General features: G+C 69.1%; 18 protein-coding genes. 10 read left to right on the forward strand and 8 right to left on the reverse strand.

The genetic code is table 11. The features are described 5' to 3' along the window. The first annotated feature begins 37 nt into the window (after positions 1–37). From VF106_RS15100 to VF106_RS15110, 3 genes are read left to right on the forward strand one after another with little or no spacing between them, the layout of a single operon-like run. A complete protein-coding gene (locus VF106_RS15100) occupies positions 38–736 on the forward strand; it encodes a TetR/AcrR family transcriptional regulator (RefSeq protein ID WP_330840320.1) in 699 nt (232 codons plus the stop codon). Further along, the gene (locus VF106_RS15105) at positions 733–1,179 is read left to right on the forward strand and encodes a permease-like cell division protein FtsX (protein ID WP_330840321.1); all 447 of its coding nucleotides are present in this window, start codon (positions 733–735) and stop codon (positions 1,177–1,179) included. The genes VF106_RS15100 and VF106_RS15105 overlap by 4 nt, the downstream gene beginning before the upstream one ends. Positions 1,180–1,210: 31 nt before the next feature. Further along, entirely contained in the window at positions 1,211–1,894 is a 684-nt protein-coding gene (locus VF106_RS15110) for a class I SAM-dependent methyltransferase (protein WP_330840322.1), read from the forward strand. Positions 1,895–1,907: 13 nt separating this feature from the next. Here VF106_RS15110 and VF106_RS15115 read toward each other — a convergent pair whose 3' ends face one another. Further along, positions 1,908–3,113, reverse strand: a complete 1,206-nt coding sequence (locus VF106_RS15115; protein ID WP_330840323.1) for a cytochrome P450 — start codon at positions 3,111–3,113, stop codon at positions 1,908–1,910. A gap of 150 nt (positions 3,114–3,263) precedes the next feature. Here VF106_RS15115 and VF106_RS15120 point away from each other — a divergent pair, with 150 nt between their 5' ends. The 4 genes from VF106_RS15120 to VF106_RS15135 all read left to right on the forward strand — a co-directional run bounded on the left by VF106_RS15120 (position 3,264) and on the right by VF106_RS15135 (position 5,072). Next, on the forward strand, positions 3,264–3,926 hold the full coding sequence (locus VF106_RS15120) for a TetR/AcrR family transcriptional regulator (RefSeq protein WP_330840324.1): 663 nt from the start codon (positions 3,264–3,266) through the stop codon (positions 3,924–3,926). 160 nt (positions 3,927–4,086) lie between these two features. Next, complete coding sequence (locus VF106_RS15125) at positions 4,087–4,365, forward strand: helix-turn-helix domain-containing protein (RefSeq protein ID WP_330840325.1); 279 nt, start codon at positions 4,087–4,089, stop codon at positions 4,363–4,365. Beyond that, positions 4,362–4,844: an IS630 family transposase gene (locus tag VF106_RS15130; RefSeq protein WP_330840326.1), complete on the forward strand. Its 483-nt coding sequence runs from the start codon at positions 4,362–4,364 to the stop codon at positions 4,842–4,844. Before VF106_RS15125 ends, VF106_RS15130 begins: the two co-directional genes overlap by 4 nt. Positions 4,845–4,913: 69 nt before the next feature. Next, a complete protein-coding gene (locus VF106_RS15135; protein WP_330840327.1) occupies positions 4,914–5,072 on the forward strand; it encodes a hypothetical protein in 159 nt (52 codons plus the stop codon). Here the strand turns inward: VF106_RS15135 and VF106_RS15140 are convergent. The 5 genes from VF106_RS15140 to VF106_RS15160 all read right to left on the reverse strand — a co-directional run bounded on the left by VF106_RS15140 (position 5,062) and on the right by VF106_RS15160 (position 8,675). Continuing rightward, positions 5,062–5,418: a hypothetical protein gene (locus tag VF106_RS15140; RefSeq protein WP_330840328.1), complete on the reverse strand. Its 357-nt coding sequence runs from the start codon at positions 5,416–5,418 to the stop codon at positions 5,062–5,064. The two genes, VF106_RS15135 and VF106_RS15140, sit on opposite strands and share 11 nt — an antisense overlap. Before the next feature lie 102 nt (positions 5,419–5,520). Then, entirely contained in the window at positions 5,521–5,646 is a 126-nt protein-coding gene (locus VF106_RS15145) for a hypothetical protein (protein WP_414638971.1), read from the reverse strand. A 135-nt stretch (positions 5,647–5,781) separates the two neighbouring features. After that, the gene (gene hemW / locus VF106_RS15150) at positions 5,782–7,014 is read right to left on the reverse strand and encodes a radical SAM family heme chaperone HemW (protein ID WP_330840329.1); all 1,233 of its coding nucleotides are present in this window, start codon (positions 7,012–7,014) and stop codon (positions 5,782–5,784) included. Between the two features lie 15 nt (positions 7,015–7,029). Next, on the reverse strand, positions 7,030–7,725 hold the full coding sequence (locus VF106_RS15155) for a DoxX family protein (protein WP_330840330.1): 696 nt from the start codon (positions 7,723–7,725) through the stop codon (positions 7,030–7,032). 50 nt (positions 7,726–7,775) lie between these two features. After that, positions 7,776–8,675: an NAD(P)-dependent oxidoreductase gene (locus tag VF106_RS15160; RefSeq protein WP_330840331.1), complete on the reverse strand. Its 900-nt coding sequence runs from the start codon at positions 8,673–8,675 to the stop codon at positions 7,776–7,778. An 87-nt stretch (positions 8,676–8,762) separates the two neighbouring features. On the opposite strand from VF106_RS15160, the gene VF106_RS15165 reads away from it, so the two are divergent. Both VF106_RS15165 and VF106_RS15170 read left to right on the forward strand, forming a co-directional pair. Next, positions 8,763–9,932 carry a PQQ-dependent sugar dehydrogenase gene (locus tag VF106_RS15165; protein WP_330840332.1) on the forward strand — a complete coding sequence of 390 codons (1,170 nt, stop codon included), beginning with the start codon at positions 8,763–8,765 and terminating at the stop codon, positions 9,930–9,932. Positions 9,933–10,059: 127 nt separating this feature from the next. Beyond that, entirely contained in the window at positions 10,060–10,449 is a 390-nt protein-coding gene (locus tag VF106_RS15170; RefSeq protein ID WP_330840333.1) for an Ig domain-containing protein, read from the forward strand. Between the two features lie 7 nt (positions 10,450–10,456). On the opposite strand, the gene VF106_RS15175 is transcribed toward VF106_RS15170, so the two are convergent. After that, positions 10,457–11,266 (reverse strand): NAD(P)H-binding protein, encoded by an 810-nt coding sequence (locus VF106_RS15175; protein ID WP_330840334.1) that lies wholly within the window; start codon positions 11,264–11,266, stop codon positions 10,457–10,459. An 86-nt stretch (positions 11,267–11,352) separates the two neighbouring features. Here VF106_RS15175 and VF106_RS15180 point away from each other — a divergent pair, with 86 nt between their 5' ends. Next, positions 11,353–12,186, forward strand: coding sequence for an AraC family transcriptional regulator (locus tag VF106_RS15180; RefSeq protein ID WP_330840335.1), 834 nt, complete (start codon positions 11,353–11,355; stop codon positions 12,184–12,186). Here the strand turns inward: VF106_RS15180 and VF106_RS15185 are convergent. Continuing rightward, positions 12,167–12,742, reverse strand: coding sequence for a TetR/AcrR family transcriptional regulator (locus VF106_RS15185; protein WP_330840336.1), 576 nt, complete (start codon positions 12,740–12,742; stop codon positions 12,167–12,169). The genes VF106_RS15180 and VF106_RS15185 overlap by 20 nt on opposite strands. Positions 12,743–12,751 lie beyond the last annotated feature (9 nt).

Raw genomic sequence — 12,751 nt, forward strand, 5'->3', positions numbered from 1 at the left:
TCAAGTACAGTGCTCACACCTACGAGAGGAGGTAGGAGTGGAGGCCGAATGGCCGAGGACGAAGCCGGCCACGCAGCGCCGGGTGCTCAGCCAGGACCTGATCGTCGACACGGCACTTGAGCTGCTCGGCAAGGGCAGCCTGGACACGGTGAGCATGCGCCAGGTCGCCCAGACGCTCGGGACGGGACCTGCCTCGCTGTACGCGCACGTCGGCAGCAAGGAGGAGCTGCACGAGCTGATGCTCGACCGGCTGCTGGGCCGGTTGCCCCGACCGAAGCCGGACCCGGACACCTGGACCGAGCAGATACTCGAGATGGCCAGGGCTCAGCTCAAGATGCTGACCGCGTATCCCGGCATCGCGCGGGTCGGCCTCGAGACGGTCGTGCCGGCAGGACCCAACGCGCTGGCATACGGAGAAGCGGTGTTGGCGGTCCTGCGCGCGGGCGGGGTGCCGGACCGGGAAGCGGTGTTCGCGTTCGACACCTTGTCGTTGTGGTGCTCGGCGTTCGCGTACGAGCTCGCCGCCGTCAAGACCGGGGAAACCGACGAGCAGACGATCGCGACGCGGAGCAGGGAAATCGCCGCGTACATGGCAGCACGGCCAACGCAGTTCCCGAATCTGCTCGGAGTTGGCAGGATTCTCGCCGAGGCCACCCCCGAGGAACGGTTCGAATTCGGTATGGACCTGTTCCTCGCCGGACTGGTGGGCGCCTTCGAGCCGAGGAGAACCCGTTGACCCGACAGATCAAGCTCGTGCTGTGGACCGCGGTCGGTCTGGTCATCGCCGCGGTGGCCACCGTGACGCTGCTCGTCGTGGCCGACTACGACGGCAGGAGTCGTGCCACGACGCCGGTTTTCACCTCGACCCCGGTCACGCCCGAGTGCGTTGACACGGTGACCATCTACTTCCCCACCGACGAGGAGATGACCGAAGCCGCGAAGACGTTGCGGGAGGACCGCGAGGTCGGGCTGGTGCGGACGGAGACGCAGGCGGAGGCGTACGAGCGCTTCCTGGAAATCTTCGAGGACGACCCGGAACTGGCTGACATCGCGAGCCCGGACTCCCTGCCCGCGACGACCGACATTCGTATTGCGGTGGGCGTCGACCTCGCAAACTTCGCCGACCGCCTACGGAAGGACTACGAAGACGTGTCGATCATTCCCTGCCGACTGATCTAGACACCGGCGGTCCAGCTGGCAGCCTTGGTGCATGAGTTGGGATGAGGCCTTCGCGGTCGGGTACGCGCAGTGGTCGGCTCACATGACCGAGGACGTCGCGTTCTACGTCGGGCTCGCGCGTGAGACCGACGGGCCGGTGGTCGAGCTGGCGGTGGGCAACGGCCGTGTCGCGATCCCGGTCGCGTGTGCGGTGGAGCGACCAGTGATCGGTTTTGACATTTCGCCGGCCATGCTCGAGCAGGCCCGTGCCGGCGCCGACAGCGCGGGCGTGGAGTTGGACCTGCGCGAGGCCGACATGCGCGATCTGCGCCTCGACGAGCCGGCAGGGCTGATCTACTGCCCGTTCCGTGCGCTGCTCCACCTGGCCACGTGGGCCGACCGCCGCCGGACGTTCGAGCGCGTGGCCGCGTCGTTGCGGCCGGGTGGGCGGTTCGCCTGGAACGCGTTCGCCTTCGACCACCACGTCGCCGCCCGGGTCGACGGTGTGTCCCGGGACGCACCGAATCCACACACGATCCGGTACTCGGTGGGTGACAACCGGATCGACATCGTCCGCGACGACGGCGCGACGAACTCGCTGTGGTGGGCGACGAAGAACGAATGGCTCGGGCTCGTCGACATCGCCGGCCTCGAACTGGAGGCACTGTATGGCGGGTTCGCCGGCGAACCGTTCACCGACGACAGCACGGAGTATGTCTTCGTCGTCCGCCGTTGACCGGTGAGCCGGTTCAGACGATGATCGGGAGCTTTGCCGCGCCTCGGAGGTTCAAGCGACCGTTCCATTCCACCGTTCCGTTGAGCGCCAGGTTCGGGAACCGGCTCACCAGGCGGCCGATGGCGACCCGGCCTTCCAGACGAGCCAGCGCGGCGCCCAGGCAGTGATGCGGGCCCGCGCCGAAGGACACCTGTGTTCGGGCGTCTTCGCGGTCGATGCGCAGTTCGTTCGCGGTGGGGCCGAAATGGCGGTCGTCGCGGTTGGCTGAGGCCAGGGCGGCCGCTACGAACGTGCCGGCCGGGATTTCACGGCCGCCGAGCGTGTACGGGGTCGTGGTGATGCGGCGGGACTGCTGTACCGGGCTGTCGTAGCGAAGGCACTCCTCCACCGCGTTGGCTGCCAGATCCGGCCTCGCGCGAAGGAGGGCCAACTGGTCTGGGTTGCGTAGCAGTGCGAGAACGCCGTTGCCGATGAGGTTCACCGTGGTCTCGTGGCCCGCGACGTACAGGAGCAGGACCTGCGCCACCAACTCGTCGTCGGTCAGTTGGTCGCCATCGTGTTCGGCGGCGATGAGGGCGGTGAGCAGGTCGTCGGCCGGGTTGTCGCGTTTCCACGCGATGATCTCGCGCATCGCGTTGGACAGCTCGATCTCGGCCGAGGCGATCGCCTGCACCAGATCCGCTTCGATGACCACTTCCAGTGAGCGGACGAGCATGCCGGTCAGCTCACGAAGCCGGACGTGGTCGGTCGGCGGCATGCCCAGCATCTCGGAGATCACCGCGAACGGTAACGGGAACGCCAGCGCGTCGATCAGGTCCACGGTCCGCTGCTCGGCGATCTCGTCGAGCGCCGCGTCGACCAGTGCGGTCACCTTCGGTTCCAGCGCTGCCACGGCCTTTGGCGTGAACACCTTCGTGACCAGTCGGCGCAGCCTGGTGTGGTCGGGCGGGTCTCGGTCCAACATGGACAGTGCGAACGCACTGCCCTCGCGGGTGATCTCCTCGTACTGCTCGACGACGGCGCCGCCGGCGAGGTTGCGGATCTCGACGGACAGGTTGGCGCGCAGGAGTGCGGCCACGTCGTCGTACCGGGTCACGAGCCAGAACCCCAGCGGATGTTCGTGCACGGGGTCGATGTCCCGCATGCGGTCGTAGTGCGGGTACGGATCGTCGGTGAAGCCGGGCGTCAGCGGGTTGAAGAGAACCTCGGCGTCGGTCACGACACCCTCCTTGTTACGAGTCAGCTGGAGGGTCGACGCCGGTCACACGAATGTTCGTACCGCCGGCGGGTCCCCTCCCAGGCCACTGATGTGGCACATTCACCTACTCAGCGTCGGTAACATACACAGCGTATGTCTTATACTCCGTGCATGTCAACGGGCAAGAGTCGGCGCGACCAGTTCTCGGAGGCCACGAGGGCCGCGTTGCTGGAAGCGGCGACCAAACGCTTCGCCACGCTGGGCTTCGCCGGGACGTCGCTGGAGGACGTCGCGGCGGACATCCGGGCGACGCGCGGTGCCGTGTACCACCACTTCTCGAGCAAGAAGGCGCTTTTCGAAGCGGTCTTCGAGAAGATGGAGACCGAGGCCGTGCAGCGGTCACGAGCTGCCGGCGCGCAGGGCGAAGACCCTTGGCAGGCGGCGATCCTGGCGCTCGACGCGTTCCTGGAAACCTGCACGGACCCGGTGTACGGCCGCGTCGTGTGGCAGGAGGCGCCGATCGCGTGTGGCTGGGCACGATGGGCCGAACTCGAGAACGAATTCGCCTTCGGCCTGATCGAGGAGCACGTGCGCACGCTCATGGAGAGCGGACACATCGAGCGGTTGCCGACGGACACGACCGCGCGCATCGCCTACGCCATGCTCGGAGCGGCCGGGCAGGCCCTCGCCGAGGCAAGCGAGGAGGACAAGCCCCGCGTACGTGAGGAGTACCGCCTCGTGATCGGGCATCTGCTCGCGGGGTTGGCGACCGAGTCTCCCGAGACGGCGAGCACCGCGCGACAGGTCTCTGGACGGAAGGCGAAAACGGCGTAGCCGCCAGCCCGAGCAGCGGAATTGAGGAGGCGCAGCGGCTGGTCTAGATCACGAGGTCGGCCCGGGATCGGGCGGCTGCGGCGGGCGGGGATCGTGTTGGCGTCGGTGCAGGGCCGATCCGCGGGTGAGATCGCGGTGATGTTCGCCGCCGGCGAGGGGTATGCGGGAGGTGATCCACGCGTTCAACAGCTCTGGTTTCGCGGCGTTGAACCCAAAATGGAGGGGCGGCCGACCAGCTAAGTTCGGTCCGGCCGCCCGTGATCAGATCTGCCGCATCGCCAGGTGCAAGCCCGCTGAGTTGGGGTTGTCGTTCACGACCTGGAGCCTGACCAAGCTGGTCGACTCCCTCGCCGAACACGCCTGGATCAGGGCGAGTACCGAGACCGTCCGTCAGATCCCGCGTAGGGCGGGCGTGTCCTGGCAGGCCGTGAAGACGTGAAGGCCAGCAAGGATCCGGCCTTCGTGGCCAAGAAGGACCGCATCCTCGACCTCTACGACCACCCGCCCGCCGACGGTCGGGTGATCTGTGTCGACGAGTTCGGGCCGCTGAACCTGCAACCCCGCCCCGGCCGCGGCTGGTTCCCCCGCGGCCGTCCTGCAGGCCAGCGCGCGACCTACACCCGTACCAAGGGAGTGCGGCACATGTTCGCCGCGCTCGACCTCGCCACCGGGCAGATGTTCTACCGGTTCCGGGACCGCAAACGCTGGCCACAATTCCTGGACTTTTGCAAGCAACTCCGCCGACGCTTCCCCACCGGAAAGCTCTACCTGGTCTGCGACAACTACGGCTCCCACGGCAAAGCCGAGGTCACCACTTGGTGCACCGATCACGACATCGAGCTGGTCTACACACCCACCAACGCGTCCTGGTTGAACTGGATCGAGTGCGGCCCGGACTACCTACCCGACGTTGCTTGATGCGGCACTAGGCCGGTTCTATCGACACCTTGTGCCGCATACGAACCCGCCATCGACGCGCTCGCGACCGTGCTCAGCGCAGAGGTCAGCCGCGTGGATAGCTACCGGGAACTGGCCGAGGCCATCACTTCCGGGGACGCAACGCGCGCGAAGCAGTCGGTCGCCAGGCTTCTGCGCCTGGCGACCGACGAAATGCTCGCGGTGATCGACCAGCTCGTTACCAGCTGACGCTGAGGCTGACCGGGCCCTGCGGGCCGTTGACGTAGGCGTAGACGTGCCCGGGGGGCAGGAACTTGCAGTTCCAGGTCTGCGGCCCGGCGTTGGCGTCGAACCAGTTCTCGCCGCACACAAGCTGCCCGTTGACCGAGACGCCCCACCTTCCGGTCCCCTGACCGTGCACGTCCGCGGTGACACGCAGATCATTGCCTGGGAACCCGGATGCGTTCAGGTCGCAGGCGATGCCCGCGTTCCAGCAAGAGTTCCCGCCAGCAGCCAGCGCGACCTGCGGTGACAGAGCGAGCATCGAACCGGCGACCGCGGTCGCGGCCATGCCGCGGATGAATGCTTTGCGCACGTTCCCCCCTCATAGTCTGGGATTTGCCGCGCCCAAGCATGGGGAAAGAGCGTCTTAGCGTGCAACGGTTTCAAGCACGGCTGAAATTATCATTGTAGACAATCAGGCGGCGAGCAGGCCGAACACAAGCGTCCCGGCCGCGTCCGCGTTGTCACCTGCCCAGAACTCCAGCCACAGCGTGCTGAACTCGGCGCGGGACAACCGGCCGTCGCCGTCCGAGTCGACCAAACTCGTACCCTTCTACGTGTTGCGGAGCGCGAGTGAAGTTCCCAGCCAACCGCCACTGCCACCCCAAACGCCACTACGCCATCGACTCCAAGATCCGCCGCCCGGACTACCTACCCAACGTTGCTTGACGCGGCACTAGGTAAGGCGGCGGACGACCGCGTCGGCCAGTAGACGGCCCGGCAAGGTGAGGACACAGCGACCGAAACGGCCGTTGACACCCGCCAGGGCGGCCTCGTCCAGTAGGCCTTCCGCCGCTGCCGCGCGAGCCTCCGACTGGGCCTGCGGGGTAAGGACATCCACGGGGAGACCGTCCACCAGTCGCAGTTCCAACATCACCCGCTCCAGGTGACGGTCCTGCGCGGTCAGGGTTTCTCTCGCGGCCGCAGGGGATTTCCCCTCCGCGAGCAGGGCGGCGTAGCGGGCCGGGTGTTTGACGTTCCACCACCGCACGCCGCCGACATGACTGTGCGCGCCTGGGCCCGCGCCCCACCAGTCGGCGCCGTGCCAGTAGCCCAGGTTGTGCTGGCACCACGCCTTTGGCTCCGTCGCCCAGTTGGACACCTCGTACCAGTGCAGGCCCACCGCGGCCAGGGCACTGTCCACTTGTTCGTAGCGGTCAGCCAGCACGTCGTCGTCCGGGTACGGGAGTTCGCCTCGCGCGATCCGGCGGGCGAGCGCGGTGCCGTCCTCCACGATCAGTGCGTAGGCCGAGACATGATCGACGCCGGCCTCCAGCACCGCGTCCAGTGAGCGGGCCAGATCGGCTGGCTGTTCACCCGGTGTGCCGTAGATCAGGTCCAGGTTCACGTGCTCGAAGCCCGCGCGGTGCGCCTCCCGGGCCGCCGCCGTCGCGCGGCCGGGGGTGTGGGTGCGGTCCAGCACGGCCAGCACGTGAGGGGCCGCCGACTGCATTCCGAGGGACACCCGGGTGTAGCCGGCCGCCCGGATGCCCTCGAAGAACTCCGGGGACGTTGACTCGGGATTGGACTCCGTGGTCACCTCGGCGTCGGCGGCCAGGCCCACGGTGTCGCGGACCACGTCCAGGACCTCGGCGAGCCCTGACGCGCCCAGCAGCGACGGCGTGCCGCCGCCCACGAAGACCGTGTTGGCCGGTGGCGGTGTGCCCAGGACGTCCGCCGCCATGGACAGCTCCTGGCGGACAGCGGCCAGCCACGAGGTCGGGGACGCCGGAGACGACGCGAGCTCGGCGGCCGTGTAGGTGTTGAAGTCGCAGTAGCCGCAGCGGGTGGCGCAGAACGGGACGTGCACGTACACGCCGAACGGCCGTCGCCCGAGCCCGCGCAGGGCAGGCTCGGGTAGGGCACCGTCGACCGGTGCTACGTCACCGTCGGGAAGCGCTGATGGCACGCCCGCCAGTATCTACTAGCGCCAGACCACCAGCGTGACCACCGACAGTCCAGCCGCGATGACCAGGAACACCAGGCCGAACACGGGCGCCTTGCGCCACCACGGGGTGTGCCGGTCGATCGCGACGCGGCCAGGCCCGGTGAAGAGCAGGGCGAACGCGGCGGCGCCGAACATCATCTCCATCTCGACGGTGCCCAGGAACTGGTTCCAGTTACCCCGGACGACGACGACGTTGGCCATCACGCCGAGCAGTGCCGCCGCACCGACCGGGAAGAACAGGCCGAGGATCACGAGCACGCCGCCCACGGTCTCGCTCACCGCGAGCACCCAGGCGAGGATGCCCGGCTCGGTGAACCCGAGTCCGGTGAGCATCTCTCTTGTGGCGTCCATGCCCTCGACGTCGCCGTTCCACCAGCCGAACATCTTGTCCGTGCCGTGGGCGACGAAGAAGCCACCAAGGACCAGCCGCAGCACCAGCAGGCCGAAGTCGAGGCCCCAGTGCCACTGGGGGCCACTGTCCGGCGTGGTTTCCTCCGCCGTGTCGGCGGGGGTGTCGACGTCACCGAAACCGGTGATCGTCGTGGTCTGAGCGTTCGAGAACGCGTTGTCTTCGTCGAAGAACCCCGACGATGTGCTGGGCGTTCCGTAACTCTGTGTCGTGGACGAGGAGTCACCGGTGGTGTAGTAGCCACGGTCGTCTTCAGTGCTCACCCGAGGGAGGGTAGGCCATAGACCGAACGGACGACCCAGAACCGCGCCGATTAGTAGTCGCCGTGTACCACATTGTGGAGCGGCTCCCCCGCCGCGAACCGGGCGATCTCCGCCGCGGCCACCGCGTACGCCCGAGCCTGGAAACCCGTCACGCTCGCCGCGACATGCGGGGTGAGCAGCAGGTTAGGAGCCGTCCACAGAGGATGGTCGGCAGGCGGCGGCTCCGGCTCGGTCACGTCGAGCGCCGCCCGCAACCGGCCACTGGTCAGCTCAGCGACCAGCGAATCGGTGTCGACGACCTTGCCGCGGGCGGCGTTCACGAGCACGGCGCCGTCCCGCATTCTGGACAGGAACGCCGCGTCCACCATGCCGGTGCTGGCCGGGGTGAGCGGCATCATGAGCACCACGGCGTCGTGCGCACCCAGTAACTGGGGCAGCTCGTCGACACCGTGCACGCCCTCCCGGGCGCGGACGCCGACGAGGGTGGTCACCGCGTCACACGCGTCGAGGCGGCGCTTGAGCTGCGTGCCGAGGTCACCGGCGCCGATGACCAGGACCTTCTTGTCGATCAACGTCTCGGTCGGCCGGCGGACCCACGTCCTCGTGGCACGGTCCCGCTCGAACGGGATGAGCTCGCGGTACACGGCAAGGAGCGTGGCCAGCGCCCACTCCGCCGTGCTGCCACCGTGCGCGCCCCGCGCGATCCCCAGCGTGACGTGGGGAGGAACACGGCCGACCCAGGTCTCCGCACCGGCCGTGAGCAGCTGGATCAGCCGCAGGTTCGGCAGGCCGGCGACGAACTCCGCCGGGTCCGTCTCGACGAGGAACGGTGGCATCAGCACCTCGGCGTGCTCGGACACCGGCCGGCCCGTGTACCGGACGACCTCGAGGCCGTCGTACCCGGCCAGCGCGGCCTCGCCCTGCTCGTCCGGCACCAGCACAGTGATCACGCCAGCACCCCACCCGCTCCGCACACTCCGCTCACGCCAGCACCCTACTTACCCGAGGTTCACGGCCGTGCCCCTAGCGTTTGGGGCATGTCCTCGAGGTCGCTGCTGGCTGGTGTGCTCGGCGCCGTCCTGTTGACGGCCGGATGCGCCACGTTCGTCGACCAGCCGTCGCCGGACAGCTGGCAGCCGCAGGAGCAGCTGACCCCACAGGGCGGCCCGGATCCGCAGGTGCCGGGCGAGGGGCAGCCCGAAGCGGGGCCGGGTGGTGGCGGCGAGCCGACGGAGATCCCGCCGCCGGACGGGTGCACGGACTACAACCCGTCGGTCATCGGCACCTGCCTGGACACGATCGCGGCGGTGGCGGCGCTGCCCGGCACCGGAACGGACCCGACCGCACTGGTCGGCGAGCGGCGCAGCGGGCGGATCATGCGGGTCAAGGCCGGGACGGAGCCGGAGCTCGTCGCGACCGTGCCGGTGGACGGGAGCACGGACGGCGGCCTGACCGGGCTCGCCCTGTCCCCCAGCTACGCAGAGGACCAACTGATCTTCGCGTACGTGACGACGGCGAGCGACAACCGCGTGGTGCGGATCGCGCCGGGCGACGTGCCGAAGCCGATCATCACCGGCATCCCGCGCGGAGCCACGAACAACCGCGGTGCCATGGCGCTGGACCGCAGCGGCGCGCTGCTGCTCGCGACCGGTGACGCCGGCAACGCGCAGACTTCCGGCGATCTGGCCTCCCTGGCCGGCAAGGTGTTGCGGTTCGACACGGCCGGCCAGCCCGCGCCGGGCAACCCGACCCCGAACTCGCTGGTGGTGGCGAGCGGACTGCGGGCACCGGGCGGCCTGTGCGCGACGGTGAACGGGCCCGGCGCGTGGGTGACGGACCGGGCCGCGACGCAGGACGTGCTGTACAAGCTGGAGGGCGGGCAGCTGTCGGCGCCGGCCTGGACGTGGCCGGACCGGCCGGGCGTGGCGGGCTGCGCGGCGACGGTCACCGGGGTGCTGGTGGTGATGTCGACAGCCGCCAACGCACAGCGCCTGCCACTCGCCTCGGACGGTTCGTTCTCCGGCAAGCCGGAGGTCACCATGGACAAGGACGAGGGTTTCGGCCTCCTCGGCGGCATGGACGTGGTGAACGACCAGATCGCCGTGGCCGGCACGGTCAACAAGGACGGCGGCAGTCCGGTCTCCAGCGACGACCGCGCGTTCGTGATCGCCGTGAGCGGCGGCGGTGGCGGCGGCGGGCCCGACTGACAGACATCACCGGGCGTGGCGGTCAGCCTGCCGTACTGGCTCTTCCAGCTCACCCTCGGTAGGCCGTCCTCCGCAAACCTGGCCCGAACCGTTTTGGCGCCGGGCCAAGCGGCCCAAGATAGCCGTCATGGACAGAACTCCCCTGCGCCGGCGACTGGCCGGACTCTGCCTTGCCATGGTCGCCGCATTCACCCTGGCCACGATCACCACGACCTCGGCCGCGGCCCAGACGACGCGCACAGCCAGTACGTTCACCGTTATCAATCCAGGAAACCAGCTGTTCTGGGAGGGCAGCCAGGTCTACGTCCAGATGACCGCCACCGGCGGCGTCACGCCGTACACGTGGTCGGCGACCGGGCTGCCCCCGTACGTGAGTATCAACGCGTCGACAGGCTTGATCTCCGGCCCCGCGACGCCCGGTATCCGCAACGTCACGGTCACCGCGGCAGACGCGGCCGGTTCGGTCAGCAGCGTCAACTTCGTCATCCGGGTTCCGCTGGAGTGCCGCACCTGCTGACGTCGCGCTAGGCCCAGGCGCCGGACACGTAGGTGTCGAAGTCGATCGGGGCGCGGCCGAGTACCTGTCGGACACCGTCGCGGGGCTCGCTGGAGAGACCGGCGCGCATCCCGGCGAACAACGCGTTCAGCTCCGCGGCGGTGTGCTCGTCCAGTCCTTCGGCGAGGAGCTCGTCCCGGAACTCGTCCGGGGTCAGTTCCTCGTAGTGGATGGTTCGTCCGGAGGCCGTGGCGATCTTCTCCACCGCCGCGGCGAACGTGAGTGCACGCGGGCCCGAGAGGTCGTACACCTTTTCGTGGTGGCCGTCCGTGGACAGGGCCGCCGCGGCGACGTCGGCGATGTCCCGGACGTCGATGAACGGTTCTGGCACGGCACCGATCGGCAGGGCGAGCCGGCCGGCCAGGAGCGGGGCGTGGAACACGTCCTCGTCGAAGTTCTGGCTGAAGTTGTTCGGGCGCAAGATTGTCCACTCGACACCGGAGGAGCGCACAGCCTGCTCCGCGGCGTGCATGCCCTGGAAGAACTCCGTCGAGAACTCGTCCAGTGCGCGGGCGGACAGTGCCACAAAACGGCGGACACCCGCCTCCGTCGCCTGCTTCACGAAGGCGTGCACCGGTTCCGGCTCGCCAGGGGCCACCAGGTAGACCGCCGACGCCCCGTCCAGGACGGCCGGCCACGTGTCCTGGTCGGTCCAGTCGAACCGTGCCTCGCTGGAGCGGGAGGCCGGCCGCACGGGTTCGCCCGCGTCCCGCAGTGTGCGCACCAGCCGGCGTCCGGTCTTGCCCGTCGCGCCCAGGACCACAATCGCGTTGTTCATGACACCCAGTGAACTGGTCACCAAGCGGACTGGACATGGGTCGTCGTACGCCGGGCATGTCCGATCGTGCCCGTATCGTGAGGATCATGGATCCGTTCGACGAACTGCTGAGGGGCGTCCGCACGGAGGGTGCCGGCGTCGACCGGACGGAGCTGACACCTCCGTGGGCACTGCGGGCCACCGACGAGACGCTGACGCTGTACACGCCCATGCGGGGCGAAGGGTGGCTCTCCCACGACGGTGGTGAGCCGCGGCTCGTGCGGGTCGGGGACACCGCCGTCGTGCGTGGCTCTGTCGTGTTCTCCGGCGACCAACCAGCGGTGCTGCTCGTCGGGACGTACCAGGCGCGCGGCGAGGTCGCCCGGCGGCTGCTGGACGTGCTGCCGCCGGTGCTCGTCGTGCCCGACACCGGCGAGGAGTGCGCCTCGCTCCGCGACTTCCTGGAGGCGCAGTTCGCCGCGTGCACGCCCGGACGGCAGGTCGTGCTGGACCGCCTGCTCGACTGGCTGCTGGTGTGCACGCTGCGGGACTGGTTCGGTCAGCCGGACACCGTCCCACCCGGCTGGTACCGCGCGTTGACCGACGACACGGTCGGCCCGGCGCTTCGGGCGATGCACGCCGCGCCAGACAAGTCGTGGACGCTCGCCGCCCTGGCCGGCGAGGCGCGGGTGTCCCGCACGACGCTGGCCCGGCGCTTCGCCACGCTGGTGGGCGAGCCGCCGCTGACGTACCTGACGAACTGGCGGATGGCCAAGGCCGCCGACCTGCTGACCAACTCAACCGCGACCGTCGCCAAGGTGGCGCACCAGGTCGGGTACGCGGACGCGTTCGGCTTCAGCGCGGCGTTCAAGCGCCGCTACGGCATGAGCCCCAGCGAGTGCCGCAAGTCGGAGTGCGCCGCTACAGGCCAAGCGCGGTGAGGGTGGTGTCGAGCATCGCCAACTGCGCGGCGGGCGGGTAGGCGGCCGGGTCGGTGGACGCGAGGGCCGCCGCGCCCTCCACCATCGCGATCAGTGCGAACGTGGTTGTCCGCACCCGGTTCGGCGGCCAGTCCGGGGCGACCGCCCCGACGAGCCGCCCGATCCGCTCCCGCCAGACCCGGTTGTTGGCCCGGTGCAGGTCGAGCAGCTCGTCGTCACCGACCGCCGCGGCCAGGAAACCCATCCACACAATGCTTTCGGCGGCGGTCTCCGCGTCCGTCGCCAGACCCTGCGCGAGAACGGCACGCAGGGCGGCTCGAGGGTCGGCCGCCGAGGCTTCCAGTGCCTCGACCCGTTCACGGGTCCGCTCGTGCAACAGCTGGCGGGCGTGCCGGAGCAGGGCATGGCGGTTCGGGAACCGGTGCATGACCAACCCCGTCGTGCAGCCAGCCGCGGCGGCCACCGCCCGGATCGTCAGCCGCTCGATGCCGTGGTTCGCGAGCACCTCCCACACCGCGCGGGACAGTTGAACCTGCCGGTCGGCGGTTCGTGACACGGATCGCAC

Origin of the sequence: Actinophytocola sp., from assembly GCF_036378875.1 — a bacterium.
GTDB lineage: Bacteria > Actinomycetota > Actinomycetes > Mycobacteriales > Pseudonocardiaceae > Actinophytocola.

Bases quoted from the DNA above. Each gene is read 5' to 3' on its own strand.
- VF106_RS15170 (WP_330840333.1), top strand. From the start codon at position 10,060: ATGGACAGAACTCCCCTGCGCCGGCGACTGGCCGGACTCTGCCTTGCC.
- VF106_RS15120 (WP_330840324.1), top strand. From the start codon at position 3,264: ATGTCAACGGGCAAGAGTCGGCGCGACCAGTTCTCGGAGGCCACGAGG.
- VF106_RS15175 (WP_330840334.1), bottom strand. From the start codon at position 11,266: ATGAACAACGCGATTGTGGTCCTGGGCGCGACGGGCAAGACCGGACGC.
- VF106_RS15110 (WP_330840322.1), top strand. From the start codon at position 1,211: ATGAGTTGGGATGAGGCCTTCGCGGTCGGGTACGCGCAGTGGTCGGCT.
- VF106_RS15180 (WP_330840335.1), top strand. From the start codon at position 11,353: ATGGATCCGTTCGACGAACTGCTGAGGGGCGTCCGCACGGAGGGTGCC.
- VF106_RS15125 (WP_330840325.1), top strand. From the start codon at position 4,087: ATGCGGGAGGTGATCCACGCGTTCAACAGCTCTGGTTTCGCGGCGTTG.
- VF106_RS15165 (WP_330840332.1), top strand. From the start codon at position 8,763: ATGTCCTCGAGGTCGCTGCTGGCTGGTGTGCTCGGCGCCGTCCTGTTG.